Source organism: Micromonospora sp. WMMD723 (genome assembly GCF_049863385.1).
Taxonomy (GTDB): Bacteria; Actinomycetota; Actinomycetes; order Mycobacteriales; family Micromonosporaceae; genus Micromonospora; species Micromonospora wenchangensis.
Genome location: NZ_JBMKNR010000001.1, coordinates 3491470 through 3518443 on the forward strand (window position 1 = coordinate 3491470; position 26974 = coordinate 3518443).

A 26974-nucleotide genomic window follows, 5' to 3' on the forward strand; every position below is an offset into this window, starting at 1 on the left:
GATTTGGCCTGTTGGCGCGGGGAGGGTAAAGTTCCTTCCCGGCGCCACAAGGGGCCAATGGGGTATGGGGTAATTGGCAGCCCAACTGATTCTGGTTCAGTTAGTCTAGGTTCGAGTCCTGGTACCCCAGCGCAACCGCGGGTTCACCCGAATCCGTGGACGCTGGATTCTGGCGGAGATCGGCTCCGTCCCGTCATCGGGGCAAAGTTGATCTCTGATAGAGTGCAGCTTCCCCGCCCCGGCTAGGGCAGGGAAGCACAAGCTATGTTCTGGCCCCGTCGTCTAGTGGCCCAGGACGCCGCCCTCTCAAGGCGGTAGCGCCGGTTCGAATCCGGTCGGGGCTACAACGCTGACAGCCCGTCCCACGTTCGTTGGGACGGGCTTCTTCGCGTCTCGGGGAGAGTTCGTTCCCCCTCCCGCGCGCCAGCCGGCCCGCTCGGGCTGGCCCGGCTCATGTGGCTGGGCCCCCCTCGGCTGGCTGGGCCCGCTCGTGTGGTCGGCCCTGCTCTGTGGCTGATCCCGTTCGTGTGGTCGGCCCTGCTCGTGTTGGCTGGGCCGGCTCGTGTTGGCTGGGCCGGCTCGTGTGGTGATGGTGCGCTGTCTCGGCCGCTCGGACACCGCTGTTTCGCCACCCGGGTACCGACCCCGCCAGGATGCCGACCCCCGTCTCGGGGGTCGGGTGCCGGTGCCGTTAGACTAATGCCGCACCGCCCCACGGGGTGGTGAAGCAGGAAAATGTGCCTGGCCCCGTCGTCTAGTGGCCCAGGACGCCGCCCTCTCAAGGCGGTAGCGCCGGTTCGAATCCGGTCGGGGCTACCACACGATCGGCCCGTCTCGCCCCGCGAGGCGGGCCGATCGCCGTTCCCCTCGCTTCCCGCCCTCTCCCGCGCCTCCATCCCGCCGGTCACACCCGCCCCTGGCCCTTGGTCCTTGGCCCCTGGCCGCGCCGACCCGCCTCTGGCCGCGCCGACCCGCCCCCGCCGCCCTCACCCTCCCCGGTCTCACCCGCCCCCGCGGTCCCACCTCGGTGATCAAGAGGTTTGCGTCACGTGATCAAGAGGTTTGCGTCACTTTGATCTCTGAACATGACGCAAACTTCTTGATCACCGAGGCGAGCCGAGGCGGCGGGGGCGGGGCGGGGCGGGACGGGGTGGGGTGGGGTGAGGCGGGTGGGGGAGGAGTGGGTTAGAGGCCGGAGAGGCGTTGGCCGGCGCGGACGACGGCCATGGCGTGCCGTTCGCCGGGGCGGCGGCCGAGGCGTTCGATCGGGCCGGAGATGCTGATCGAGGCGATCACCCGGCCGGTGCGGTCCCGGATCGGGGCGGAGACGCTCGCCACACCGGCCTCCCGTTCGGCGACGCTCTGCGCCCAGCCCCGGCGGCGTACCTCGGCGAGGGTGCGGCCGGTGAACTTGGACCGGGGCAGCAGCGGCATGACCGCCTCGGGCGGCTCCCAGGCGAGCAGGATCTGCGCCGCGGAGCCCGCCGTCATGGGTAGCACCGAGCCGACCGGCACGGTGTCCCGCAGGCCGCTGGCCCGCTCGGCGGCGGCCACACAGACCCGTTCGTCGGCCCGGCGCAGGTAGAGTTGGGCGCTCTCCCCGGTGGCGTCGCGCAGCGCGGCGAGCAGCGGCTCGGCGGCGGTCAGCAGGACGTCCGGGGCGGCGTTGGCCAGCTCGCCGAGCCGGGGCCCGGGACGCCATCGCCCCTGGGTGTCCCGGACCAGCATCCGGTGGATCTCCAAGGCCTGGGCCAGCCGGTGTGCGGTGGCTCGGGGCAGCTTGGTGCGTTCAACGAGTTCGGCCAGGCTGGCGCCGTCGACACAGGCGGCCAGGATGACCACCGCCTTGTCGAGGACGCCGACACCGCTCATACTGTGTCCCACAAGCCGAAATTTACCTCCCAGAATTTAGGATGTCCAGATGGTGGGAGTCACTCAACCGAGGACCCTGGCCGAGAAGGTCTGGGACGCGCACGTCGTACGGACCGCCGAGGGTGAGCCGGACCTGCTCTACATCGACCTGCACCTGCTGCACGAGGTGACCAGCCCGCAGGCGTTCGACGGGCTGCGCCAGGCCGGCCGGCGGGTCCGCCGCCCCGATCTCACGCTCGCGACCGAGGATCACAACACCCCGACCGGGTACGACGATCCCGCGTTCCGGCTGCGCCGGGGCGACCTGCTGACGATCGCGGACCCGACCTCGCGTACCCAGATCGAGACGTTGCGCCGCAACTGCGCCGAGTTCGGCCTGCGGCTGCACCCCCTGGGCGACGAGAACCAGGGCATCGTGCACGTGATCGGCCCCCAGTTGGGCGTCACCCAGCCCGGCATGACGATCGTCTGTGGCGATTCGCACACCGCCACCCACGGCGCGTTCGGCGCGCTGGCCTTCGGCATCGGCACCAGTGAGGTCGAACACGTCCTGGCCACCCAGACCCTGCCGCAGGCCCGCCCGAAGACCATGGCGGTCAACGTCACCGGTCAGCTCGGCCCCGGCGTCACCGCCAAGGACCTGGTCCTCGCGCTGATCGCGCAGGTGGGCACCGGCGGTGGACGCGGCCACATCGTGGAGTACCGGGGCGAGGCCATCCGGGCGCTGTCGATGGAGGGCCGGATGACGGTGGCGAACATGTCCATCGAGTGGGGCGCCAAGGCGGGCCTGATCGCGCCGGACGAGACCACCTTCGCGTACCTGAAGGGCCGGCCGCACGCGCCGGCCGGGGCCGACCGGGACGCGGCGCTGGCGTACTGGCGGACGCTGCCCACCGACGACGGCGCGACCTTCGACGCCGAGGTGACCCTGGACGCCTCCCGGATCACCCCCTTCGTCACCTGGGGCACCAACCCCGGCCAGGGCGCCCCGCTCGGCGCGGCCGTGCCGGACCCGGAGGAGTTCACCACCGACGCCGAGCGGACCGCCGCGCGTCGGGCCCTGGAGTACATGGACCTCACGCCGGGCACCCCGCTGCGCGACCTCGCCGTCGACGTGGTGTTCGTCGGTTCCTGCACCAACGGCCGGCTGGAGGACCTGCGGGCCGCCGCCGACGTGCTGCGCGGCCACCGGGTCGCCGACGGGGTGCGGATGCTGGTGGTGCCCGGTTCCGCCGCGGTACGGGAGGCCGCCGAGGCGGAGGGCCTGGACAAGGTCTTCGCCGACGCCGGAGCGGAGTGGCGGTTCGCCGGCTGCTCGATGTGCCTGGGCATGAACCCGGACACGCTGAAGCCGGGCGAGCGTTCGGCCTCGACCTCCAACCGCAACTTCGAGGGCCGGCAGGGCCGGGGCGGGCGTACCCACCTGGTGTCGCCGCCGGTCGCCGCCGCCACCGCCGTGACCGGCCGGCTCGCCGCCCCGGCCGATCTGTAGAAGGGCAGCCGAGAGATGGACAAGTTCACCACCCACACCGGGACCGCGGCACCGCTGCGCCGTTCCAATGTGGATACCGATCAGATCATCCCGGCCGTGTACCTCAAGCGGGTGACCCGTACCGGCTTCGCCGACGGACTCTTCCGGGCCTGGCGCGACGATCCCGCATTCGTGCTCAACAACCCGGCGTATTCCGGGGCCACCATCCTCGTGGCGGGGCCGGAGTTCGGCACCGGGTCATCCCGGGAGCACGCTGTGTGGGCGCTGCGCGACGGGGGTTTCCAGGCGGTCATCTCGCCCCGGTTCGGCGACATCTTCCGGGGCAACGCGCTCAAGGAAGGGCTCCTCCCGGTCGAATTGGAACTGACCGCGGTCGAGCAGATCTGGGACCTGGTGGAGGCCGATCCGACCACCGCGGTGACGGTCGACCTGACCACCCGAGAGGTCCGGGTCGGGGATTCCACCTGGTCGTTCCCGCTCGACGACCACAGCCGCTGGCGGCTGATGGAGGGCCTCGACGACATTGGACTCACCCTGCGGCACGTCGCCGACATTGAGGCGTACGAGGCCGGCCGACCGTCGTTCACCCCCGCCGTGGTCTAGCCGTACGCCGGGCCACGGCACCGTTTTCGCCCCCACCGGTTCATCCGGTGGGGGCGAATCCGTTACGACACAAGGGCTTTTTTCCACCGAATGTTTGTGTCCAGGCAGCACAGGGCATACGGTGCGCGCAGAATGGCTCGCGTCGAGTCAGTTGCACAATCGGGAGGAAGTCGTGAACAAGGCCGAGCTCATCGAGGCGCTCGCCGCTCGCCTGGGGGACCGGAAGTCGGCGACGGCGGCGCTCGACGCGGTCCTCGCCGAGGTCCAGGCGGCGGTCACCAAGGGCGACAAAGTGGCGATCACCGGATTCGGATCGTTCGAAAAGCGTGTCCGGGCGGCGCGAACAGCGCGCAACCCGCGTACCGGTGAGGCGGTGAAGGTCAAGAAGACATCCGTCCCGGCCTTCAAGCCGGGCGCCGGTTTCAAGGAGATGGTGGCCACCGGCAAGGTGCCGAAGACCGCCGCTCCGGCGAAGAAGACCACCAGCACTGCGGCCGCCAAGGCCACCGGCGCCAAGGCGACAGGGGCGAAGGCCACCACCGCGAAGGCGACCGGGACCAAGGCCACGGGCGCGAAGGCGACCGGCGCCAAGGCGACCGCAGCCAAGGCCACCGGGACGAAGGCGACCGGCACCAAGGCCACCGGGGCGAAGGCGACCGCCGCCAAGAAGACGACGGCGACCGCGGCCCGCAAGACCACCACGGCGAGCGCCACCAAGGCCACCGCCGCGACCAAGGCGGCCACCAAGAAGGCCACGCCGGCCAAGAAGACCGCCACGGCGACCAAGTCGACCACCGCCCGCACCCCGGCGGCCAAGAAGGCCACCGCGGCCAAGAGCACGGCCGCCAAGGCGACCGCCGCGAAGAAGGCACCGGCCAAGAAGGCGCCGGCCCGCAAGGCCGCAGCCAAGCGCTGACACCGGGTACGACCCGACGGGCGTCCACCAGCACGGTGGACGCCCGTCCGCGTGTTCAGAACCGGTCGGCGGCGAGCAGCCCGTCGGCGGTGAACGCGAGCAGCCAGCCGCGGCCCTTGGCGGTGCCGAAGTCGTCGTCGCGTCCCGCCAGTCGGGCCAACGCGCCCGGGATCACCTTGCCCTGGCTGCACACCCCGACCGGCTGCCCGGTGGCGGCCAGCTCGACCAGCCGGCCGGCGGCGGCCAACGCGCACTCGTCGACCTGCTGGCCCGGCTGCGGCTCGTCGAAGTCGCCGCACACCTCGATCGGCAGGTCCAGCGCGGCGGCCGCCGGCCCGAGGGTCTGTACGCACCGGCGGGGCGAGGCCGACAACAGGCGTACCGGCCGGACCAGGGCGACCAGCGGGGCCAACGCGTGCGCCTGGGTGACCCCCTCGGCGTCCAACGGGCGGCCGGTGTCCGGCCCCGACCAGGTGGCCCGCCTGCCGGCGTGCGCGTGCCGCACCAGCGCCACCGTGCCGGTGACCCGGGGCAGGGCGGCGAACGCGGCCAGCACCTGCGCGTCGTGCGGGTAGCTCACCCGGGCGACCGCCGCGTCGACGTCGAGCCAGCACACGTCGTCGACCTCGGTGCCCGGCTGGAACCCGCCGGTGCCCACGGCCCGCATCGACCAGTAGTCGACAAGCTTGGGACGGCCCTCGCTGCGGTACCGCACGCTGGGCAGCCGGACCTGCGGCACCGCTTGTACGTCGGACTCCTCGGCCACCTCCCGGACGGCGGCCAGCAGCGGATGCTCGCCCCGTTCCAGCTTGCCCTTGGGCAGCGACCAGTCGCCGTAGCGGGGCCGGTGCACGAGACAGACCTCGACCCCGCCGTCGTCGGTCGGCCGCCACGCCACCCCACCGGCCGCCCGGATGCCGACCGGCTCCTCGTCCACCATCCGATCACCCTACGTCCGGGCGATCCCCCGTACCGGCCGGCCGCCCGGCTCAGCCGTCGGAACCGCCCACCCGGCGCAGCAGCAGCTCCTGCAGGTCGTGCAGCGGCTCCTCGGGGGTGCCGGTCCGCCGGCTCCAGCTGCCGTCGGCGGCCAGCTCGAACGCGTCCACGTCCGGGCTCATCGCGGTGGTCATCACCTGGTCCAGCTCGGCGCGGGCGACCGGGTCGCTGACCTGCACCAGCGCCTCCACCCGGCGGTCGAGGTTGCGGTGCATCAGGTCGGCCGACCCCATCCAGAACTCGGCGTCGCCGTTGTTGCCGAACCGGAAGATCCGCGAGTGTTCCAGGAACCGGCCGAGGATCGAGCGGACCCGGATGTTCTCCGACAGCCCCGGCACCCCCGGCCGCAGCGTGCACATGCCCCGGATCAGCAGGTCCACGTGCACCCCGGCCTGCGACGCCCGGTAGAGCGCGTCGGTGATCTCCTCGTCGACCAGCGAGTTCACCTTGAACTGCACCAGCCCCGGCATGCCCAGCCGGACGTGTGCGATCTCCCGCTCGATCCGCTCCACCAGGCCGCTGCGGATGCCCTGCGGGGCCACCAGCAGCCGCCGGTACGCGGTCTGCCGGCTGTAGCCGGTGAGCACGTTGAACAGGTCGGTCAGGTCCGCGCCGATCTCCGGGTCGGCGGTGAGCACGCCGAAGTCCTCGTACAGCCGGGCGGTCTTGGGGTGGTAGTTGCCGGTGCCGATGTGGCAGTACCGGCGGATCTGGTTGCCCTCCTGGCGTACCACCAGGGCGGTCTTGCAGTGCGTCTTGAGCCCGACCAGGCCGTACACGACGTGGCAGCCGGCCCGTTCCAGGGTGCGCGCCCAGCCGATGTTCGCCACCTCGTCGAAGCGCGCCTTCAGCTCCACCAGCACCACCACCTGCTTGCCGGCGGCGGCGGCGTCGACCAGCGCGTCGACGATCGGGGAGTCCCCGCTGGTGCGGTAGAGGGTCTGCTTGATGGCCAGCACGTCCGGGTCGGCGGCGGCCTGCTCGACGAAGCGCTGCACGCTGGTGGCGAACGAGTGGTACGGGTGGTGCACCAGCACGTCGCCGTCGCGCAGGGTGGCGAAGACACTGCGCGGCACCTCGCCCTCGGCCAGCCGGGGGTGGGTGGCCGGCACGAACGGCTTGTCCTTCAGGTCGGGGCGGTCCGCCTCGCCGTAGAGCTGCCACAGTGCCGACAGGTCCAGCAGACCGGGCACCCGCAGTACGTCGTGGTCGTCCATGTCCAGCTCGCGGACGAGCAGCTCCAGCATGTGGTCGGAGATGGAGGCGGCGACCTCCAGCCGGACCGGCGGGCCGAACCGCCGCCGGGCCAGCTCCCGTTCGAGGGCCTGGAGCAGGTCCTCGTCGCGGTCCTCGTCGACCTCCACCTCGGCGTTGCGGGTGACCCGGAACAGGTGGCACTCGACCACCTGCATGCCGGAGAAGAGCTGCCCCAGGTGCACCGAGATGAGGTCCTCCACGGGCAGCATCCGCAGCCCCGGCTGGTCCCGGCCCACCCGGACGAAGCGGGGCACGTTGTTGGGCACCTTGACCCGGGCGAACAGCTCCGACCCGCCGTCGGGGTCCCGGACCGCCACGGCCAGGTTCAGCGACCGCCCGGAGATGTACGGGAACGGGTGCGCCGGGTCCACCGCGAGCGGGGTGAGCACCGGGAAGATGTGTTCCCGGAAGTAGGTGCGCAGCCGCTCCCGCTCCGGGTCGTCCAGCTCCGCCCAGCGGATGATCCGGATGTCCTCCCGGGCGAGCTGCGGCAGCAGGTCGTCGACGAAGCAGGCGGCCTGCCGGGCGACCAGCCCGGCGGCGCACTCGGTGATCCGCTCCAGCTGGGTGCGCAGCGGCAGCCGGTCCCCGCCGCGTACCGGCAGGCCGGCGGAGAGCCGGCGCTTGAGCCCGGCCACCCGCACCATGTAGAACTCGTCGAGGTTGCTGGCGAAGATGGCCAGGAACTTGGCCCGTTCCAGCAGCGGCGTGCGCGGGTCCTCGGCCAGGGCCAGCACCCGGCCGTTGAAGTCGAGCCAGGACAGCTCCCGGTTGAGGAACCGGTCCGCCGGCAGCGGCGCGACGGCGGGCTGCCCGTCGCCCGTCGACCCCTCGCCGGCGGCCGGGACGTCGGCGGCGGGGCGGTCGTCGGTGTCGAGCACCTCGTCCAGGCCGGCGGAGGCCCCGGCGGCACTGGCGCCGGGGGAGTCGGGGGCCGTGGCGGAGACCTCCTCCGGGGCGCGGCGGGTGCGGGAACCGCTGCGACGGCGGGTGCCGTTGCGGGTCGGGTCGGTGGCGGCGGACGGGCTGGTGGGGTGCTCGCGAGGGGTGCTCACCCGCTCATAATCACCCGATTACGGTTAACGCAAAATGAACTTGGGCCGCGTTGTTCAGACCATCGTCGGCAACGTCACCCGGACGACCCCGCCGTCCGGATCGGTGTGCACCGTCAACCGCTGGCCGAGGCGGAGCAGCCGCAGCCCGGAGGCGTCGAAGGCGCGGGCCGGGAAGGGCAGCTCGGTGCCGTCGTCGAGCAGCAGCACGCCGGTGCGGCTCTGCGCGTCGAAGGTCGCCACGGTGCCCTGCATGCCAGCACCGTACACCGGCCGGTCGGCGCGGGGCCGCCGGCCGGGGGCCGCCGGGCCGACACCGGTGAGCGCGCCGGTCGCCGGGCCGAGACCGAGCCGGGCCGCGTCGGCCAGGTCGGCGGCGGTGTCCACGTCGCGGCGCAGGCTCGGCCAGACACCGGGCAGCGGCACCGCCCCGGAGGCCAGGTGCGCCGCCGCCGAGCCGACCCCGAACCGGGGCGCGAGCGGCACCCCGGGAGGCGTGGTGAGCAGCACGGTCCCGGTACCGGGGGCGTCGGCCACGAACCGGCGTACCCCCGTCGGGCCGGTGCCGACCGCGTGCAGTGCGGCGGCCAGTTCGGCCGGGCGCAGCGCCGGCAGGTCGGCGGTGAGGGCGGCCAGCCAGCTCCGGCCGTCGTCGGCCGCCGCCTGCACGCCGTGGCGCAGGGCGGCGTTCAACCCGGCGTCCGGGTGGTCCGGCACCACCCGCGCGCCGGCCGCGCCGACCGTCGCGGCCACCCGCGGGTCGGCGGTGACCACCAGCACCTCGGCCACCGCCGGGCAGGCCAGCACCGCGCCGACCGTGTCGGCCGCCAGCGCCAGCGCCAGCTCCTCGTGCGGTACGGCCGGCAGCGCCCCCCGCAACCGGCTCTTCGCCGCGTGGAGCCGCTTCACCGGCACCACCGCCACCCACCTCGCCTGGCCCACGTCGACAATCCTGCCAGCGACGGCGGCGGTACCCGCACTGGCCGTACCCGGGACGAGCAGGCATGATTTCCGCTGCGGGCACGCAACGGTGGGGGTGCGGCACGCGGGTGGGGTGACGAGGAGGCACGGTGGCACGGCGCAGGCTGGGTTTCTGGCGACGGTTCGCCGTGGCGCTGGTCAAGCCCGTGATGCTGGCCTGGACCCGGCGCACCTGGCACGGGATCGAACAGCTGCGCCGCCCCGGGGGCGTCATCATCGTGCCCAACCACATCTCGCACGCCGACCCGCTGGTCTGCGCCCACTTCATCTACGAGGCCGGGCGGTGGCCGCAGTTCCTCGGCAAGGCCAGCGTGTTCCGGGTGCCGGTGGTCGGCTACATCCTGCACCGCTGCCGGCAGATCCCGGTGGAACGGGAGACCGCCACCGCGGTCAAGTCGCTCGACCGGCTGGTCGCCGCGCTGGACGCCGGAGGCGCGGTGGTGATCTATCCGGAGGGCACCATCACCCGGGAGCCGGACCTGTGGCCGATGAGGGGCAAGACCGGGGCGGCCCGGCTGGCCCTGGCCACCGGCGCGCCGGTGGTCCCGGTGGTGATGTGGGGGCCGGAACGGCTCTTCGACCCGCGGACCAGCCGGGTGGGCCTGCGGCCCCGGACCCCGGTGACGGTGCTGGCCGGCCCGCCGGTCGACCTCGGTCGCTGGGCGGGGGCCACCCCCAGCCGGGTGGTGCTGGAGGAGATGACCGACCAGATCATGCTGACCCTGCGGGACCTGCTCGCCGGGGTCCGGGGTGACACACCGCCGCCGCTGTGGGAACGTCCCGTCCGTCCGCGTACTCCCGAGGGGACCGAATGAGCGAGTGGATCGACCGGCGCGACGCAGGGGCAGGGGTGGCGTGAGCGGGCACGTGGCGGTGCTGGGGGCCGGTTCCTGGGGGACGGCGTTCGCCAAGATCCTCGCCGACGCCGGTCGGGAGGTGACCATCCTCGCCCGGCGGGAGCAGGTCGTCGAGGCGATCCGCAGCCACCGGCGTAACCCCGACTACCTGCCGGAGCTGCGGCTGCCCGACCGGGTCACCGCGACCGCCGACGCGGCCAAGGCGATCTCCGGCGCGGAGCTGGTGGTGCTGTCGGTGCCGTCGCAGACGCTGCGCGGCAACCTCGCCGAGTGGGCCGGCCACCTCGCCCCGGACGCCACCCTCGTCTCCCTGATGAAGGGGATCGAGCTGGGTACCACCCGGCGGATGAGCGAGGTGATCGTGGAGACCGCCCGGGTCACCCCGGACCGGGTGGTGGTGGTCTCCGGCCCCAACCTGGCCCCCGAGATCGCCGTCGAGCAGCCGGCCGCGACGGTGGTCGCCGGCACCGACGCCCGCCGCACCGAGCTGGTGCAGCAGTCGATCCGCACCCCGTACTTCCGGCCGTACACCAACGACGACGTGATCGGCTGCGAGCTGGGCGGGGCGGTCAAGAACGTGATCGCCCTGTCGTACGGGATCGCCACCGCGATGGGGTTCGGCGACAACACCCGGGCCATGCTGATGACCCGGGGGCTGGCCGAGACCGCCCGGCTCGGGGTGGCGCTCGGGGCCGACCCGATCACCTTCGCCGGTCTGGCCGGGATGGGTGACCTGGTGGCCTCCTGCTCGTCGCCGCTGGCCCGCAACCGCACCTTCGGCGAGCACCTGGGTCGGGGGGAGACGCTGGAGCAGGCGCAGGCGGCCACCCGGCAGACCGCCGAGGGGGTCAAGAGCTGCCTGGCCATCCGGGACCTGGCCCGCGCGCACGGGGTGGAGATGCCGATCACCGAGCAGATCGAGCGGATCTGCCACGAGGGGATGGACCCGAGGCTCGCGGTGGACACCCTGATGAGCCGGACCGCCAAGCCGGAGTCGTACGAGTGAGCGGCCCGCCGACCGGCCCCGTCGACCCGGCGACGCACTGGCACGACGGCACCCGGTGCGTGCACGCCGGGCTGCCCGAGCCGGAGCCGGGGCAGCCGTTCCTGCCCGGTCCGGTCTTCGCCGCGCCGTACCACCTCGATCCGTGGCAGGGGCCGGCCGCGACACCGAACGGCTACGGCCGCCCGGACAATCCGACCCGGCGGCTGCTGGAGGCGGCCATCGGTGAGCTGGAGGGCGGCGACTGCCGGGTCTTCGCCTCCGGGCAGGCCGCCATCACCGGGCTGCTGCTGGCCGTGCTGCGCCCCGGCGACACCGTGCTGCTGCCCGCCGACGGCTACTTCCCGGTCCGGGCGTTCGCCACCGCCACCCTCGCCGGGATGGGGGTACGGGTCGGCTTCGTGCCCACCGCCGGGCCGTACCCGTCGTTCGACGACGTACGGCTGGTGCTGCTGGAGACCCCGGCGAACCCGGGCCTGGACGTGGCCGACATCGCCGCCGTGGCCGACGCGGCGCACGCGGCCGGCGCGCTGGTGGCGGTGGACAACACCACCGCCACCCCGCTGGGGCAGCGTCCGCTGGACCTCGGTGCGGACCTGGTGGTCGCCTCCGGCACCAAGGCGTTGACCGGCCACTCCGATCTGCTGCTCGGCTACGTAGCGGCCCGGTCGGCGGAGCTGCTGGAGACGGTGACCGGGTGGCGCACCACCACCGGCGCGGTGCCCGGGGCGTTCGACGCCTGGCTGGCCCACCGCTCGCTGGCCACCCTGGACCTGCGGCTGGCCCGGCAGTCCGCCAACGCGGCGGCGCTGGTCGAGCTGCTCGCCGGCCGGCCCGACGTGACCGGGCTGCGGTGGCCGGGGCGTCCGGAGGACCCGGCGTACCCGGTGGCGTCGCGGCAGCTGCGCCGGATGCCGGGAGTGCTCTCGTTCGACCTCGGCGACGCCGACCGGGTGGCCCGGTTCGTCGCCGCGTCCCGGCTGGTCGCCGCCGCGACCTCGTTCGGCGGCCTGCACACCAGCGCCGACCGGCGAGCGCAGTGGGGCGACGACACCGCCCCCGGGTTCGTCCGGCTCTCCTGCGGGGTGGAGGACACCGCCGACCTGGTCGCCGACGTGACCGCCGCACTGGACGGCGCGGGGGCGGCCGGTCCGCTATCGTGATGCCGGCCCACCCGGGCCCCGACCGGAGGAGGTGAGTCCGATCCACCAGACGTCAGGACCGGCGCTCCCCGTCGAGTCCCGTCGCTGCGGCAACGGAGTCCCGTCGCCGCGGTAGCGACGGTGGGAGCGCCGACGTGCGCTCCCGGAAGGCATCACCATGGCATCCGATCCGTTTCCCCACGACCCCGCCGCTCTCGTCGCCCGGCTGCGCGCCGCCGGCTGCGTCTACGCCGAGGACGAGGCCGCGCTGCTCACCGCCGCCGCCGACTCGCCGCAGGCGCTCGCCGCCCTCACCGACCGGCGGATCGCCGGCGAACCGTTGGAACACCTGCTCGGCTGGGCCGAGTTCTGCGGCCGTCGGGTCGCCGTCGACCCGGGGGTGTTCGTTCCCCGGGCCCGGACCGCGCTGCTGGTGGAGGCCGCCGCGTCGGTGGCCGGGCCGGCCCCGGCGCTGGTCGACCTGTGCTGCGGGTCGGGGGCGATCAGCGTCGCGCTCGTCGACCGGCTCGCCCCGCGCTGGCTCGCCGCCGTCGACGTCGACCCGGCCGCCGTGGCCTGCGCCCGCCGCAACCTGGCCGGTCGGGACGTCACCGTCGTGCAGGGCGACCTGTACGACCCGCTGCCGGCGCGCTGGCGGGGCCGGCTGGACGTGGTGGTCGCCAACGCCCCGTACGTGCCCACCCCGGCGGTGGCGCTGATGCCGGCGGAGGCCCGGCTGCACGAGGCGGCGGTGGCGTTGGACGGCGGCGTCGACGGGTTGGCCGTGCTGCGCCGGGTCGCCGCCGGTGCGGTCGGCTGGCTGCGGCCCGGCGGGCACCTGGTGGTGGAGGTCAGCGCCGGGCAGGCCGGGGCGCTCTGTGCGGCGATGACCGGCCTGGGGCTGCTGCCGAGGGTCCTGCACGCCGACCGGTGGGACGCGACAGGCGTCCTGGCCCGCCGGCCGGAGTGAGCCGCCGGCCGGCCCGGTGCCTGGCGGGATTGCCGCACGTGGGGCGTGACGGGCGGTGGGAACGGGAACTAACCTCGCAGCAGGCCCGGTCGGAGGTGGCGGATGGTCAGCGTGGACGTGCCGGTGGTGGTCGGCCTCGACAACGGTGGCACCAGCAACAACGCCACGGTGCTGTGCCTGGACGGCCGGTTCCTGGTCGACGGGCTGGTGGAGACCCCCAGCGAGGTGACCGCCGGCCCGCAGGCGGCCATCGAGGCGCTGGCCGGCGCGTTCGACGGGGTGCTGGCCCACACCGGGGTGCCCCGGGGGCTGGTCCGGGCGGTCGGGTTGGACACCCCGGGCCCGGCCAGCGCGACAGGCGTCATCTCGTCGCGGGGCTCGACGAACTTCGCCCAGCCGGCCTGGCACGGCTTCGACGTACGCGGCGCGTTGGAGCGGCGGCTCGGGCTGCCGGTGATCTACCACAATGACGGCAACGCCGCCGCGCTCTACGCCCACCACGTCCACTTCGGAGCCGACGCGGCGACCCGGTCGTCGGTGGCGGCGATCGTCGGCACCGGTCTCGGCGGGGCGGTGGTGGTCGACGGCCGGGTGGTCACCGGGGCGGCCGGGATGGCCGGCGAGTTCGGTCACGTGCACATCCCGCTGGCCGGGCTGCTCGCCCCCGACCAGCCCGAACCGAGCTGCGCCTGCGGTTTCACCGGGGACGCGGAGAGCGTCGCCTCGCTGACGGCGATCCGGCGCAACCTGTTGCCGTACTGGCTGTCCCGGTATCCGGGGCACCCGCTGGCGCAGGAGCCGCCCGAGCGGGCCGCCACCCTGCTGCGCGGGTACGCCGAGCGGGGCGACGCGCTGGCCCGGGAGGTCTTCGCCCAGCAGGCGGCGGCGCTCGGCCGGTTGTTCACCATCGCGGCCAACTTCACCGATCCGCACGCGTACTTCGTCGGCGGTGGGGTGGTGGAGGCGGCACCGGAGTTCCGGGACTGGTTCCTCGACGCCGTCCGCGCGCACACCGTGCTGCGGGAGGAGCAGGCCGCCCTGGCGACGTTCGCGCTGGTGCCGGACCGGGACATGGCCGGCGCGCGGGGGGTGGCCATCGCCGCCGCCGAGGCGGTCCGGCCCGCCGCGACCCCACCCGCCGACGCCCGGGTCGACTGACCCGCCGACGCGCCCGGCCCCGCCCCGCACCCCGTCGTAACGGGTGCGGGGCGGGGCCGGGGTGGTCAGCGGCGCGGCGGGGCGGTGGCGAAGGCGGACCAGGCGGCGGGCGGGAAGAGCAGCACCGGTCCGCCCGGGTCCTTGGAGTCGCGGATCGCGACCCGGCCCGGCAGCGACGCCAGCTCGACGCAGGCACCCTCGTCCCCGCTGTGGCTGCTCTTGCGCCAGGCGGCCCCGGACAGGGCCCCGCCGATCGTCGGTGTCATCGGTCTCCTACCGTCCCTTCATCAGTTGCACGAGCTGGTCGCGGCTGTCGGCCGGGCTGAGCGCGACGGTCCGCAGGTGTTCCATGATCTTGGTGCAGGTACGCAGGTCGCCCGGCCGGTCCAGGACCATCTGACCGGCTACCGTCTCCACCGAGGCGATCAGCGGGTCCTCCGGGTCGGCGAACTCCAGGATGTGCAGCGAGCCCCGGGTGCCCCGGTGGTATCCGGCGGCGAGCGGGATCACCTGGACGGTGACGTTCGGCAGCTCCGAGGTCTTGAGCAGGTGGCTGAGCTGCGCATGCATCACCGTCCGGTCGCCCACCGGGCGCAGCAGCGCACCCTCGTCGATGATCGCGTCGAAGATCGGCGGTTCGGCGGCGGTGATCCGCTGTTGCCGGTCCAGCCGGAGCTTGACCCGCTGCTCGACCTGCTCGTCGGTGAGGGTGTGCGGCCCGCCCCGCATCACCCCCCGGATGTAGTCGGCGGTCTGGAGCAGACCCGGGACGATGGACGGTTCGAAGTTGGCGATCGCGGTGGCCTCGGCCTCCAGCGCGATGAAGTCGATGGTGCGCTTGTCGAGCAGGTGTGAGTAGGGCACCCACCAGCCGGGCTTGCGGGTGTCCTTGGCCAGTTGGACCGCCGCGGCGATCTCGTCCGGCCTGACCCCGTAGAGGCTGAGCAGCGCGCGGACGGTGGCCGGGCTGACCAGCGTCTGCGCGTTCTCGTAGCGGCTGAGCGTGCTGCGGGTGCTGTTGATCTCGTCGGCGGCGGCCTCCAGGGTGAGGCCGGCCGCCTCCCGGTGGGCGCGCAGGGCGATGCCGAGGCGGCGAGCACGGGCGGTCTTCGGTGCCATGCATCGATGGTGACACAGGTCTATGGGAAGACGTGCATGAGAGAAGAGGCGATGAGAGTTGCATTCACGCCTGTGCACCTGTCAATCTGTAACGGAGTCCTCACCAACGGTTGTCGTGGCGACGGCGATGGTGAGTGACCGGAGGGGATGAGGCGCGTGGCGATCGGGTTTACTCCCCCGTTCCCGATCGCCACGTGCCGCCGCCGCATGCGTCAAGAAAGGACTTCCAGCAGTGAGGGGTCTGGTGACGGCGATGACGCGGTTCCTGGTGGTGCTCAGTGACGTCCGGCCGGTGGAGACGTCCACCCGCGACGAGCGGGCCCGGCCCGAGCGTCGGCGGCAGGTGGTCGGCGCCAGCAGCCGGGAGGCCGCCGACCGGATAGCCGGGGCGTTCATGGCCCTGGGCATGGTCCGGGCCGGGCGGCAGCGGGTGAAGGTGATCGCGGTCGGGCGGGGGCGCGGCAACCACCCCCACCGACCCTGATCGTCACGTACCGTATCGGGTCGGATGACCGTTTGCGAGGGTCACTCGCTTCCTGCCGGGTATCACCATCGGTCCGCCGCAACCCACAGTAAGGTCAGTCGGGTGAGCGCAACTGACGGCTCCGCAGTCGCGTACCGAGAGGTGACCCGAGTGACCACCCCAGGCAAGACCCGCGTGGCGATCGTGTTCGGCGGGCGCAGCCCCGAGCACGGCATCTCCTGCGTCAGCGCGGGCAGCGTGCTCGGCGCGCTCGACCCCGACGAGTACGACGTGGTGCCGGTCGGCATCACCCGGCAGGGCCAGTGGGTGCTGACCAGCGGGGACCCGGGCGAGTTGGCGATCCGGGCGCGCAGGCTCCCGGAGGTCACCGTCGGGGCCGGGGCCGAGGTGGTGCTGCGGACCGACCCCACCGCCGGTGGCCTGCTGGTGCTCGACCCGACCGAAGGTCCCCGCGCGCTCGCCGACGTGGACGTGGTCTTCCCGGTGCTGCACGGCGCGTACGGCGAGGACGGCACCATCCAGGGCATGCTGGAGATGGCCGACGTCCCGTACGTCGGCGCGAACGTCTTCGCCTCCGCCGCCGCGATGGACAAGGAGTTCACCAAGAAGCTCTGCGCCGCCGAGGGCATCCCGGTCGGCCCGTACGCGGTGCTGCGCAACGGGATGACCCTCAGCGAGGCCGACAAGCAGCGGCTGGGCCTGCCGGTCTTCGTCAAGCCGTCCCGGGCCGGCTCGTCGTTCGGCATCACCCGGGTCGACGACTGGGCGCGGCTCGACGACGCGGTCGCCGTCGCCCGGGAGATCGACACCAAGGTGCTCGTCGAGGCCGCGGTCGTCGGCCGGGAGATCGAGTGTGGCGTGCTGGAGGGTGAGGCCGGCGGAGCGCCCGAGGCGTCCGTGCTGGCCGAGGTCCGGATGGTCGGCGACCGCGAGTGGTACGACTTCGAGGCCAAGTACCTCTACGCCGACGAGGTCTGCGAGTACGACGTCCCCGCCGTCCTGCCCGACCGGGTCACCCACCAGGTCCAGGAGTACGCCACCCGCGCCTTCACCGCACTGGACTGTTCCGGCCTGGCCCGGGTCGACTTCTTCGTCACCCCCGACCTGGACGTCTACCTCAACGAGATCAACACGATGCCCGGGTTCACCCCGACGTCGATGTTCCCCCGGATGTGGGCGGCCAGCGGCCTGGAGTACCCCAAGCTGGTCAACCGGCTGATCCGCACGGCGCTGCACCGGCACTGACCGCCGCACCGGCTGCCGGTCCGCCCTCTCGTCGACGCCCCCGCCCGGGGGGCGTCGACAGGCGTGTCCCGGGTCGTCCGGGAACTGCCCCCGCCGGGAGCCGACGCGGTGCGTCGCATATCCCAGGGCTGAAAAAAATCGACGTCGGTTATGGCGTCCGTGGTGGTGCGGCACGGATTCCTGACAATTATCGGCCGTCATTGTGATCAATAGTCGTGTCTCAATATGCTGCCGGAGTTCGGATAGGTGCAAGGGGCAGAGGAGGTCCTCTTGAAATCCGCTCTGCGTTGGTCGGTGAGTGCCGGTGCGGCATTCACCCTCATCCTGGCCGGTGCGCCGGCAGCCGAGGCGAATTCGACCACGGCCGACGGGAAAGGAAACATCACGGCGATCGCCCGTACCCTCGACGGGCGGGCGATCACCAATGAGAAGATCGCGAAGGAGGTCGCCGACTTCTGGACCCCGGAACGTATGGCGTCCGCCGTGGACCTGGACTTCCCGAAGTCGGCGCGGGCCGCCACGTCGTCGAGCCGCGCGCCGCGGCCCACCGGACCGGCCGGCACGGTCGCTCCGGTGGCCCCGAGCATCGCCGGTGGCCCCCGGACGATGCTGAACGAGGCGGTGACCGTGGGCAAGGTCTACTTCACCGTCCCCGGCGGCGGCACCGCCTCCTGCTCGGCCAGCACCGTCGCCAGCGCCAAGCGGCGGCTCGTGGTGACCGCCGGGCACTGCGTACACCAGGGTGCCGGCGGTGGGTGGTACTCCAACTGGCAGTTCGTCCCCCGGTATCGCAACGGTGTGCGGCCGTTCGGCACCTTCGTGGCCTACAGCCTCTCCACCCGGGGCGCGTGGGCCAGCTCGTCGAGCTACGCCGAGGACATGGGCATCGCGGTGATGTCCAACGGCGGCACCTACAACGCCAAGGTCGTCGACACCGTCGGGGGCAACGGGCTGCGCTGGAACTGGGGCTACTCCGTGGCGGTCACCGCCCTGGGCTACCCGTCCAACCTCGGCGGCGGGGAGAGCCAGCAGTACTGCCAGAGCACGACCTGGGACGCCGGTGGCCAGCAGATCCGGATGTACTGCAACATGACCTACGGTTCCAGCGGTGGGCCGTGGTTGCAGGAATACAACGACTCGATCGGCGCCGGCTATATCAACAGCACCGTTAGCCACGGCGACAATCCGGGTAACGGGCAATTCGACGGCCCCTACTACGACGACGACATCAAGAGCCTGTACGACTACGCCGAAGCCGGCTCTCCCGCGTAAATCCACCCTCCCCGCACCGGAGCCCCGGCCGTCGGCCGGGGCTCCGGTCTGTTTCCGGGCGCCGGGAAATGCGCCTGTCGGGTCGATGCAGCGGTATTCCGTGGCCCGGACACCGCTGTTTCGGCCCAACGGGGGGCGTCGGTCAGGGGGTGGCCAGCACCTCGCGGAGCTTCGCGGCGAACTCCCGGGGCCTGCCGGCGTAGCCGGCGTGACCGCCGAGGAAGCCGCCGTGGTGGCTGGGGAACACGGTGGCCTCCTGGCCGAGCAGGTGGGCGGTGCCGACGGCGGTCCGGGCGGTGTACGTCCCGGTCGACTCCTCGCCGACCGCGATGACGATCCGGGTCGGTGCGGCGGTGAGTGCCGCCGCGTCGGGGCGGTAGTCGGTGACCGGCCACGAGTTCTTGGACAGCAGCGGGTCGTCACGGCCGCCGTCGTCGCCGGTCGGCAGGCCGAACGTCGCCGGATCGGGCTCGGGCTGGGCGAAGTAGGCGTCGGTGAACTCGCCCTGCCACGACGTCATCACGATGAACGCGGCCATTCCCGCGCCGACGCCCCTCGCCTGGTACGCCTCGTGGAAGGCGGCCCGCGCGCGCTCGGCGGCGGCGGCGTCGGGCAGCACGGCGTTGATGGGCGGCTCGTGCGCCACCAGCGTGACGACGTCGTTGGGGTGGGCCGCGACCAGGGCGAGCGCGGTCACCGCCCCGCCGCTGCTGGCGAACATGTCGACCGGGCCGGCGTCGAGCGCCCCGATCAGGTGGTGCAGGTCGTCGGCCTGCTGCTGGGGCGTGTGGTCGGACTGGCCGTCGGTGCGGACGCTGCGACCCAGGCCGCGCGGGTCGTAGGTGACGACCGTGCGGTCGGCGAACTGGGCGGCGAGCGCGTCGAAGCCCTCGGCCGTCATCGGCTGGCCGATCATGACCAGGGCGGGACGCCCGTCGGCCGGGGGGAGCGGGCCGCGGACGTCGTAGACCAGTTCCACTCCCGGCAGGGTGAGCGTGTGCGTCCTCGTCATGGCGCTGAGCCTACGACCGGCCCCCGACACCGTCCGGCGGTCAGGGACGGCGTGACCCCCGGATGAACTGGTCGACCGCCGTCCGGGTGATCCCGTCGAGCAGACCGGGTGCGACCAGGTTGCCGTTGACCAGCGTGGCGATGCCCTGCAACGTGGCGAACAGCACGATGCCGGCGTGCTCCGGCGGGCCGGGTTCCAGCACCCCCTGGGCCTGTCCCTCGGTGATCAGGTCGTGCAGGAGCCCGAACGGGCCGGCGGCGGCCGCGACGAGGTGCTCGGCCCCCTCGCGGTGCTTGCCGGTGAACATCAGCTCCAGCAGGGCGGCGTCCTCGGTGGCGAACCGCAGGTAGGCGGCGGCCACGGCGTGCAGGCGCGGCCCGAAGTCCGCACCCGCGTCGGCGAGCGCGGCGCGCAGCTCGGCGTGCAGCCGGGCGAACCCGGCCTCGGCGAGGGCGTCCAGCAGCGCCTGCCGGTCGGCGAAGTGCCGGCGCGGCGCGGCGTGGCTGACGCCCGCCTCCCGGGCCAGTTCGCGCAGGGAGAGCTGGCCCGCGCCGTGCTGGCGCAGGCTGCGCTCGGCGGCGGCGAGCAGCGTCGACCGCAGGTTTCCGTGGTGGTACGCGGGCACGGGGTCATGGTAGCCCGAAAAATGTCGCCGTTGCCGACATTGTTGTCGCCGTATACATTGTTTCCCATGACAACATTCACGACCGCCCAGATCCCCGCCCTGACCGGCCGTACCGTCATCGTGACCGGCGCGAACAGCGGCATCGGCCGGGTCGCCGCGACGGCGCTCGCCGCCCGGGGCGCCCGGGTCGTGCTCGCCGTCCGCGACCCCGCCAGGGGCGCCGCCGCGGCCTCGGGCATGACCGGCGACGTCGAGGTGCGCCGGCTCGACCTGGCCGACCTCGCCTCCGTCCGCGCGTTCGCCGAGGGCTGGACCGGGCCGATCGACCTGCTGGTCAACAACGCCGGCGTGATGATCCCGCCGCCGACCCGTACCGCCGACGGGTTCGAGCTCCAGTTCGGCACCAACCACCTCGGGCACTTCGCGCTCACCAACCTGCTGCTGCCGCAGATCCGGGGGCGGGTGGTCACCGTCGCCTCCTCCGCGCACCGGGCCGGAAAGATCGACTTCGCCGACCTGAACTGGGAGCGCCGCCCCTACCGGGCGTTCCCCGCGTACGCCCAGTCGAAGCTGGCGAACCTGCTGTTCACCGCCGAACTGCACCGCCGGCTCACCGAGGTCGGCTCGCCGGTGCTGGCGACCGCCGCCCATCCCGGCCTGGCCGCCACCAACCTGCTCGGGCACCTCGACGGCGACCGCTCCTGGTGGAACCGGCTCCAGACGGCTTTGGTCAACCGGTTCGCACAGAGCGACGTCGACGGCGCGTCGCCCACCCTCTACGCGGCGGTCGCCGACATCCCGGGCGGCAGCTACGCCGGGCCGGACGGCCTTTTCGAAGGGCGTGGCGCGCCGAAGCTCGTCGGTCGCTCCAGCAACGCCCGCGACGGTGCCGTCGCCCGTCGGTTGTGGACGGTGTCCGAGGAGCTGACCGGCGTCACCTTCCCCCTGGCCGCCCAGCCCGTGAGTCAGGTGACCGCCGACGGCACGGGCCGGACCCCGGTGGGTCGCTGACGGGACGTTCACCCGGCGGGGCAACGGGCGTCGGCGGCGGGCAGGGTCAGGTCGACGAGGTACCTGTCGACCACGGCGACGGTGCACGCGTTGCGCAGGTAGGTGCCGTGGCCCGAGCCCTCGTAGGTGACCAGGCGTCCGTGCCGGCCCAGCTGTCGGGCGACGTGGGTGGCCCAGGCGTGGCCGGTGCGGGGATCGTGCCGGGCGTTGAGCAGCAGCAGCGGCGTGCGGGTGCGCACCCGTAGCTCGTGCGGTGGATTCCGGACCGGGGACGGCCAGCCCAGACAGGTGTGCACGGCCAGCAGGCCGGCACCGTAGCGGACGTCCGGTGCGACGGCCCTGGCCGCCCGGACCAGGGCCGCGTACCCGTGGTGGTCGCGGACGGTGGCCGGCCAGTCCGCGCAGAAGACCGCCACGGCCACCGGGAGTCTCACCTCGGGCGGCGGCATGCCGGCGGCCATGTCCCGGACGGCCTCGGCCAGCTGTGGGAAGCGGGGGCCGGCGAGCATCCCGAGGGCCACGGCGGTGACGTCGAAGGCGGTGCGCGGGGCGTACCCGTCGTTGTCGGCGCGGGCCAGCACCGCAGCCCAGACCGCCCGGACGTCCCGGCCGTGCAGCACGCACCCGGGCGAGCTGTCGCACCAGGTCACGAATTCGTCGAAGGCGTCCTGGAGCGCCGCCGCCTGGGTACGGACGAAGGACCGCACGTCCAGGCTGTGGTCGAACACGCCCTCCAGCACCACGGCCCGTACCCGGTCGGGATACCGTTCGGCGTACTGCTGGCCCAGCAGCGTGCCGTACGAGCTGCCGTGGAAGGTCAACCGCCGCTCACCCAGCGCACGCCGCAGCGCCTCCAGGTCGTGCACCGTGCTGAGCGTGTCGGCGTGGGTGAACACCGGGCTGGTCGGGCGACACCGGTGCCACAGCGCCCGGTTGTAGGCCACCGTGGCGTCGAAGTCGGCCTGGCCGGTCAGCACGACGGGCGGCCTGCGCAGCTCCGGGTCGGGAGTGCAGACCGGGGCGGCGCTGCGGGCCACCGTACGCGGATCGAAGCTGACCAGGTCGAACCGGTCCAGCAGCTCGTCGCTGAACCGGTCCCCCCGGCGGATGCGTTCCACCCCCGAGTCCCCGGGGCCGCCCGGACCGAACACCAGCGTGCCCACCCGCTGCTCCGCCACCCGGGCCGCCCGACGGGCCACGACGAGCGTGAACGTGCGCCCGTCCGGGCTGGCCCAGTCCACCGGCAGGCGCAGCGGGGCGCACCGCACGCGCGGGTCGGGTGGCACGTCGGGCAGATCGTCGGGACACTCACCCCAGGCGAGGCCCGGCGGTGGCCCGGGACGCGCCTGGGCCACCGCCGGGAGACCGGCGAGGACGGTGGACACGGCGACGACGACGGTCACGGTACGACGGAACACGGCGGACCTCCCAGGTTGTGGCTACCCGTCCACCCTGGACCCCGGCCCACCCGAGCCGTATGCGGAGGAACCCGGATCTCGTCCCTGAGGTTGCGTTCCGACCACCGCGACGGGGTAGCGGGCTCGTCGGTGATCCAGCGGTGGACTCCTCTCCGAGGCGTCGACCGCACGGTAGGCGGCCCGGGCGGTCCCCCGTTGGTCGTTTGTGGACGGTGCGAGCGGGGAACAGGGTTGGTATGGCGAACGGACAGATGAAGACCGTCGGTGGTCTGCTGCTGCGGGTTCTCGGTGTGCTGCTGGTCGTGGTGGGCGTGCTGGGTGCGCTGGCCTCGCTGACCCAGGGCAACGTCGTCGGGATGGTCCTGGGTGTCGTCCTCGTCGCCGGGGGCGCGGTGCTGCTCAAGCGCTCCGGACGGGCCGGCCGGTCGGGAGCGGTGCCGTCGACCCGGTGACCGCGCGGCGACGTCAGCGCTGCGACCGGCCGCCGTCGGTCGCGCCCCGGGACGTCGGACGCCGCGCGGTCAGGGTGGGGCTGTGGTGTTCTGGCAGCTGACGATCGACGCAAACGACCCGGCCCTGTCTGCGTGAGCTGACGTCGGTCCGGCCCGGACGTGGCCGGGCCACCTCCGGGGGGCCGGTGCTGGACGGACGCCCGGGCTGGCTGAGCCGGATGCGCAGGAACCGGAGGCCTCGTCCCGGCTAGACCGACGGGGTGATGAGTTCGTCGGTGATCCAGCGGGCGACGCCGACGGGATAGGGCGGCGTCAACCCCAGGATCACGTGCCCGAACCCGGCGGCGGTCGCCGCGCGGATCGCGGCCCGGGTCTCCGCCGGCCGGTCGTAGGAGACCGGCAGGTGGATCGAGCGGGTGATCGAGGCGGGATCGCGGCCGATCTCGGCGCAGTAGCGGTCCAGCAGCGCGCTGCGGGCGGCCACGTCCCCGATGTCCCCACCGCCGGGGACGTTCCACACGTCGGCGTGCTCGGCGACGACCCGCAGCAGGGCCGACGAGCGTCCGCCGATGACGATCGGCGGGTACGGCCGCTGCACCGGCTTCGGATTACCGTAGGCCCCGGTCAACCGCACGTGCTCGCCGTGGAAGTCGAACGGCGCGTCCTCGGTCCACAGCCGCCTGATGACCGTGCACGCCTCGGCGAGGCTCTGCACCGAGTGGCTGAAGTCGTGGTAGGGCAGGCCGTGGGCGGTGTACTCGCGGCGGGCCGCCGGGTGACCGGGGCGGGAGCCGGCGCCGATGCCGAAGTCGAGCCGTCCGCCGGAGACGATGTCGACGGTCGTGGCGATCTTGGCGAGCATCGCCGGGGGGCGGAACCGGTTGCTGGTGACGAGCAGGCCGAGGCGCAGCCGGCGGGTCTGGGCGGCGAGGGCGGAGAGCAGCGTCCAGCCCTCGTACGCCGGCCCGTCGGGGTCGCCGCCGATCGGCATCAGGTGGTCGAAGAGCCAGGCGTGCGCGATCTCGGGGATGTCGTCCGCCTCGCGCCAGACCCGCAGCACGTCGTGGTAGTGGACCTGCATCGGTGCGGTCATGATCCCGATGCGGAGGGAGGTGGGGTGCGGCATGTGCCGTCCTTCCTGATCCGGCGCTCAGCGGCGGCGTAGCGCCGGGTCGAGCAGGGCCGGCGGGGTGTCGTGCTTCTCGCCGGGGGCGAGGTCGACGCCGGGGGCGACGATGGCGTCGATGGCGTCGAGCACGTCGGCGGTGAGCACGGTGTCGGCGGCGGCGAGTTGGCTGCGCAGGTGCTCCGGCGTGCGGGGCCCGATGATCGCGCTGGTCACGGCGGGGTGCGCGGTGACGAAGCCGAGCGCGAGCTGGATCAGGGTGAGCCCGGCCTCCTCGGCGACCTTGGCGAGCTGCTCGACCGCGTCGAGCCGGGCCCGGTTGGCGGCGACGGCGAGGTCGAAGCGCTCGGGCAGGACGTCGGCGCGGTGGGTGGTGATCTCCCGACCCGCCCGGACCGCGCCCGACAGCCACCCCGAGGCCAGCGGGCTCCAGGCGAGCACCCCCAGGCCGTACTGCGCGGTGACGGGCAGGACGTGGGTCTCGATGCCGCGTTGCAGGATCGAGTAGCTGGGCTGCTCGGTGACGTACCGGCCCAGGTGGTGTTCCCGGGCGGCCCACTCGGCCTGCACGAGGCGGTACGCGGGGAACGTCGAACAGCCGAAGTAGCGGATCTTGCCGGCCCGCTGGAGGTCGGTGAGCGCGGAGAGCGTCTCCTCGTCGCTGGTCGTCGGGTCCCAGCGGTGGATCTGGTAGAGGTCGATGTGGTCGACGCCGAGCCGGCGCAGGCTGCCGTCGAGCGCGGTGTGCAGCCAGCGGCGGGAGGTGCCCCGGTGGTTGCGTTCGTCGCCCATCGGCATGGCCGCCTTGGTGGCCAGCACGATGTCGTCGCGGCGGCCGGCGATGGCCCGGCCGACCAGTTCCTCCGACTCGCCCTGGCTGTACCGGTCGGCGGTGTCGATCAGGTTGATCCCGCCCTCCAGGGCGGTGTCGATGATCGCGGTGGCCTCGGCCTGGCCGGTGCGGCCGATGGCACCGAAGTTCATCGCGCCCAGTACGAGGGTGCTGACCTGGACGCCGGTGCGGCCGAGGGTGCGGTACTGCATGAGGGTTTCCTCCACGGGTGACGGGGTGGCGGCCGGTCGGTGCCGCCGGGAACCGCGGCGCGTGCGGACGCGCCGTGGGCTGGTGGGGGAGGGACGAGGGCGCGGCTGGTCACCGGCCGTCGGGCTCTGGCATCATGGTCCAAGTGGAACCATGTTCCGCTCTGAACTATACGGAACGCTGTTCCGTTTGCCAAGGGTGCCCGGAGGTGACGACGCATGGCCGACGGTGGACCGGGGTCGCCCACCCCACCCGAACGCGCCGACGCGCCCCGGAAGCGGGCTGACGCCCGACGCAACGAGGCGACCCTGCTGGAGGCGGCCGCCGCGGCCTTCCTCGCCGCCGGTGTCGACGTGCCGGTACGCGACATCGCCGGGCGGGCCGGCGTCGGTGTCGGCACCATCTACCGCCACTTCCCGACCCGGGCCGACCTGATCGTCGCCGTCTACCGGCACCAGGTGCAGGCGTGTGCCGAGGCCGCGCCGGCCCTGCTCGCCGACGGCCGACCGCCGTACGCCGCGCTGACCGCCTGGATCGACCAGTTCGTCGACTTCCTGGCCACCAAGCACGGCCTCGCCGGGGCGATGAACTCCGACACCGCCGCCTACGAGACGCTGCACGGGTACTTCCTCGACCACCTCGTGCCCGCCTGCGCCCGCCTGCTCGACGCCGCCGTCGCGGCCGGCGAGATCCGCCCCGGCACCGATCCCCGGGAACTGCTGTTCGCGGTCGGCAACCTCTGCGCCGGCCGCGCCCCCTACTACGACGCCCGCCGGATGGTCGGCCTCCTCGTCGCGGGGCTGCGGCTGCGCTGAGGGGCGACCCCGTCCGCCCGGCCGGATCAGCGCGCGTAGTGCGCGGCGACCGCGGCGAACGCGGCCTTCGGTTCCCAGGGCAGGCCGGGGTACGTGGCACCGGTGCGCCCGTCGAGCACCTTGACGATCCCGGGGCTGGCCAGGTCGAGGTCGTCGCGCGGGTCGCCGTCCGGTCGGTGCGGGAGGCTGGGCAGCGCGAACAGGTGGACGAAGACGCTGTCGACGCCCTCGCTGTCGAAGATGTCGAGCAGTTCGCCCAGGTAGGCGGCCTGGCCCTGCTCGTCGCGCTCGTACACCCCGTCCAGCCGGTGGGGCCTGCCGTCCGGGCCGTACTCGATGATCTCCATGCTGCGCGGCGCGACGTCGCCCGCGCCGCGCCAGGTCGCGGTGCCGAAGCCGGTGACGGCGACCGGCTTGGGCTGGTCGACGAGCCGGCGTACGCCGTCGCGGAACTGGTCGGCGACCTCGGCGGAGCGGATCAGCTCGACGGTCACCACGTCGAACAGGTCCCAGTCGACGCCCTCGAACGGGATCGCGGCGTAGGTGACCCTGCCGTGGAAGCGTTCGCGGACGGCGGCCACGGTGGCGCGCAGGAACGCGTCGAGGCGGGTGCGGACCCCGGCGATGCGCCCGGCCCGGCCGTCCGGGTCGGTGAACAGGTGGGCGAGGCGGTCCGCGAGGCGGTCCCCCTCGACGAATCCGCGGTTCATGATGCTCAGCTCGGCGCCGGTGACGAAGACGATCTCGGCCCCGGCCGCACGGAGCCGCTCGGCCCGCTCGGCGCAGTCGAGGAACAGGGCGCGGATCAGGTCCGGTTCCAGCTCCAGGGGGTACGGCGAGAACCACACCTCCAGTCCGAGTTCGGCGGCGATCCGGGCGGCGGACTCCAGTCGCCCGGGATCGCCGCCGACCAGGTGGACGGCGGTGCAGTGCAGGTCGTCCCGGATGATGGCCAGCTCCCGCCGGACCACCTCGGGGTCCCAGTGCGGCACCGAGGTGACGCCGTCGGTGACGAAGCCGGTGTCGTAGGCCATGCCCTTGGCGCGCATGT

25 protein-coding genes, 3 tRNA genes and 1 pseudogene are annotated in these 26974 nt (G+C 73.3%); 17 read left to right on the top strand and 12 right to left on the bottom strand.

Annotation, left to right across the window (positions count from 1 at the left end):
• Positions 1–58 precede the first annotated feature (58 nt).
• From ACN261_RS15765 to ACN261_RS15775, 3 genes are all read left to right on the top strand, one after another.
• Positions 59–130: transfer RNA gene (locus tag ACN261_RS15765), tRNA-Gln, on the top strand.
• 141 nt (positions 131–271) lie between these two features.
• A tRNA-Glu gene (locus tag ACN261_RS15770) sits at positions 272–344 on the top strand.
• Between the two features lie 399 nt (positions 345–743).
• Positions 744–819 (top strand) — tRNA-Glu (locus ACN261_RS15775).
• A 366-nt stretch (positions 820–1185) separates the two neighbouring features.
• Here the strand turns inward: ACN261_RS15775 and ACN261_RS15780 are convergent.
• A complete protein-coding gene (locus ACN261_RS15780; protein ID WP_088646078.1) occupies positions 1186–1872 on the bottom strand; it encodes an IclR family transcriptional regulator in 687 nt (228 codons plus the stop codon).
• A gap of 49 nt (positions 1873–1921) precedes the next feature.
• On the opposite strand from ACN261_RS15780, the gene leuC reads away from it, so the two are divergent.
• From leuC to ACN261_RS15795, 3 genes are all read left to right on the top strand, one after another.
• Complete coding sequence (leuC, locus tag ACN261_RS15785) at positions 1922–3364, top strand: 3-isopropylmalate dehydratase large subunit (protein ID WP_425850848.1); 1443 nt, start codon at positions 1922–1924, stop codon at positions 3362–3364.
• Positions 3365–3379: 15 nt separating this feature from the next.
• Positions 3380–3967 carry a 3-isopropylmalate dehydratase small subunit gene (gene leuD / locus ACN261_RS15790; RefSeq protein WP_421486067.1) on the top strand — a complete coding sequence of 196 codons (588 nt, stop codon included), beginning with the start codon at positions 3380–3382 and terminating at the stop codon, positions 3965–3967.
• 172 nt (positions 3968–4139) lie between these two features.
• Positions 4140–4883 carry an HU family DNA-binding protein gene (locus tag ACN261_RS15795; RefSeq protein ID WP_425853608.1) on the top strand — a complete coding sequence of 248 codons (744 nt, stop codon included), beginning with the start codon at positions 4140–4142 and terminating at the stop codon, positions 4881–4883.
• A gap of 55 nt (positions 4884–4938) precedes the next feature.
• Here ACN261_RS15795 and ACN261_RS15800 read toward each other — a convergent pair whose 3' ends face one another.
• The 3 genes and pseudogenes from ACN261_RS15800 to cofC form a co-directional block, all read right to left on the bottom strand.
• Entirely contained in the window at positions 4939–5823 is an 885-nt protein-coding gene (locus ACN261_RS15800; protein WP_421486069.1) for an NUDIX hydrolase, read from the bottom strand.
• 49 nt (positions 5824–5872) lie between these two features.
• Positions 5873–8194 carry an RNA degradosome polyphosphate kinase gene (locus ACN261_RS15805; protein ID WP_421486070.1) on the bottom strand — a complete coding sequence of 774 codons (2322 nt, stop codon included), beginning with the start codon at positions 8192–8194 and terminating at the stop codon, positions 5873–5875.
• Positions 8195–8482: 288 nt separating this feature from the next.
• Positions 8483–9133, bottom strand: a pseudogene (gene cofC, locus ACN261_RS15810) (2-phospho-L-lactate guanylyltransferase); the annotation flags it as partial.
• A 128-nt stretch (positions 9134–9261) separates the two neighbouring features.
• On the opposite strand from cofC, the gene ACN261_RS15815 reads away from it, so the two are divergent.
• The 5 genes from ACN261_RS15815 (at position 9262) to ACN261_RS15835 (ending at position 14302) form a co-directional block, all read left to right on the top strand.
• Positions 9262–9987, top strand: coding sequence for a lysophospholipid acyltransferase family protein (locus tag ACN261_RS15815; RefSeq protein ID WP_421486071.1), 726 nt, complete (start codon positions 9262–9264; stop codon positions 9985–9987).
• A 40-nt stretch (positions 9988–10027) separates the two neighbouring features.
• On the top strand, positions 10028–11035 hold the full coding sequence (locus tag ACN261_RS15820; protein WP_425850851.1) for an NAD(P)H-dependent glycerol-3-phosphate dehydrogenase: 1008 nt from the start codon (positions 10028–10030) through the stop codon (positions 11033–11035).
• Complete coding sequence (locus tag ACN261_RS15825) at positions 11032–12195, top strand: cystathionine gamma-lyase (protein WP_421486074.1); 1164 nt, start codon at positions 11032–11034, stop codon at positions 12193–12195. Before ACN261_RS15820 ends, ACN261_RS15825 begins: the two co-directional genes overlap by 4 nt.
• 157 nt (positions 12196–12352) lie before the next feature.
• Entirely contained in the window at positions 12353–13144 is a 792-nt protein-coding gene (locus ACN261_RS15830) for a putative protein N(5)-glutamine methyltransferase (RefSeq protein ID WP_421486075.1), read from the top strand.
• 102 nt (positions 13145–13246) lie between these two features.
• Complete coding sequence (locus ACN261_RS15835; RefSeq protein WP_425850854.1) at positions 13247–14302, top strand: ROK family protein; 1056 nt, start codon at positions 13247–13249, stop codon at positions 14300–14302.
• A gap of 65 nt (positions 14303–14367) precedes the next feature.
• On the opposite strand, the gene ACN261_RS15840 is transcribed toward ACN261_RS15835, so the two are convergent.
• Together ACN261_RS15840 and ACN261_RS15845 are read right to left on the bottom strand one after the other, a co-directional pair.
• Complete coding sequence (locus tag ACN261_RS15840) at positions 14368–14568, bottom strand: DUF397 domain-containing protein (protein ID WP_363652373.1); 201 nt, start codon at positions 14566–14568, stop codon at positions 14368–14370.
• A 7-nt stretch (positions 14569–14575) separates the two neighbouring features.
• Positions 14576–15421: a helix-turn-helix domain-containing protein gene (locus ACN261_RS15845; protein ID WP_421486079.1), complete on the bottom strand. Its 846-nt coding sequence runs from the start codon at positions 15419–15421 to the stop codon at positions 14576–14578.
• 253 nt (positions 15422–15674) lie between these two features.
• Between ACN261_RS15845 and ACN261_RS15850 the strand changes: the two genes are divergently transcribed.
• From ACN261_RS15850 to ACN261_RS15860, 3 genes are all read left to right on the top strand, one after another.
• Entirely contained in the window at positions 15675–15905 is a 231-nt protein-coding gene (locus ACN261_RS15850; protein ID WP_421487020.1) for a hypothetical protein, read from the top strand.
• 150 nt (positions 15906–16055) lie between these two features.
• Positions 16056–17150, top strand: a complete 1095-nt coding sequence (locus ACN261_RS15855; protein ID WP_421486080.1) for a D-alanine--D-alanine ligase family protein — start codon at positions 16056–16058, stop codon at positions 17148–17150.
• Positions 17151–17420: 270 nt separating this feature from the next.
• Entirely contained in the window at positions 17421–18422 is a 1002-nt protein-coding gene (locus tag ACN261_RS15860) for a trypsin-like serine peptidase (protein WP_425850857.1), read from the top strand.
• Between the two features lie 142 nt (positions 18423–18564).
• On the opposite strand, the gene ACN261_RS15865 is transcribed toward ACN261_RS15860, so the two are convergent.
• The gene (locus tag ACN261_RS15865) at positions 18565–19434 is read right to left on the bottom strand and encodes an alpha/beta fold hydrolase (RefSeq protein ID WP_425850859.1); all 870 of its coding nucleotides are present in this window, start codon (positions 19432–19434) and stop codon (positions 18565–18567) included.
• A gap of 40 nt (positions 19435–19474) precedes the next feature.
• The gene (locus ACN261_RS15870) at positions 19475–20059 is read right to left on the bottom strand and encodes a TetR/AcrR family transcriptional regulator (RefSeq protein ID WP_421486084.1); all 585 of its coding nucleotides are present in this window, start codon (positions 20057–20059) and stop codon (positions 19475–19477) included.
• Between the two features lie 66 nt (positions 20060–20125).
• On the opposite strand from ACN261_RS15870, the gene ACN261_RS15875 reads away from it, so the two are divergent.
• Positions 20126–21070, top strand: a complete 945-nt coding sequence (locus ACN261_RS15875) for an oxidoreductase (protein WP_421486086.1) — start codon at positions 20126–20128, stop codon at positions 21068–21070.
• Positions 21071–21078: 8 nt separating this feature from the next.
• Here the strand turns inward: ACN261_RS15875 and ACN261_RS15880 are convergent, their stop codons facing one another.
• Positions 21079–22488, bottom strand: a complete 1410-nt coding sequence (locus ACN261_RS15880; RefSeq protein WP_425850861.1) for an alpha/beta fold hydrolase — start codon at positions 22486–22488, stop codon at positions 21079–21081.
• 236 nt (positions 22489–22724) lie between these two features.
• Here ACN261_RS15880 and ACN261_RS15885 point away from each other — a divergent pair, with 236 nt between their 5' ends.
• Complete coding sequence (locus ACN261_RS15885) at positions 22725–22940, top strand: hypothetical protein (RefSeq protein ID WP_421486089.1); 216 nt, start codon at positions 22725–22727, stop codon at positions 22938–22940.
• 247 nt (positions 22941–23187) lie between these two features.
• On the opposite strand, the gene ACN261_RS15890 is transcribed toward ACN261_RS15885, so the two are convergent.
• Together ACN261_RS15890 and ACN261_RS15895 are read right to left on the bottom strand one after the other, a co-directional pair.
• Positions 23188–24066, bottom strand: a complete 879-nt coding sequence (locus tag ACN261_RS15890) for an LLM class flavin-dependent oxidoreductase (protein ID WP_421486090.1) — start codon at positions 24064–24066, stop codon at positions 23188–23190.
• Between the two features lie 24 nt (positions 24067–24090).
• Positions 24091–25110 (bottom strand): aldo/keto reductase, encoded by a 1020-nt coding sequence (locus ACN261_RS15895; RefSeq protein ID WP_425850864.1) that lies wholly within the window; start codon positions 25108–25110, stop codon positions 24091–24093.
• 216 nt (positions 25111–25326) lie between these two features.
• Here ACN261_RS15895 and ACN261_RS15900 point away from each other — a divergent pair, with 216 nt between their 5' ends.
• A complete protein-coding gene (locus tag ACN261_RS15900) occupies positions 25327–25923 on the top strand; it encodes a TetR/AcrR family transcriptional regulator (RefSeq protein ID WP_425850866.1) in 597 nt (198 codons plus the stop codon).
• A 26-nt stretch (positions 25924–25949) separates the two neighbouring features.
• Here the strand turns inward: ACN261_RS15900 and ACN261_RS15905 are convergent, their stop codons facing one another.
• Positions 25950–26972: a hypothetical protein gene (locus ACN261_RS15905; RefSeq protein ID WP_421486094.1), complete on the bottom strand. Its 1023-nt coding sequence runs from the start codon at positions 26970–26972 to the stop codon at positions 25950–25952.
• Positions 26973–26974: the final 2 nt, after the last annotated feature.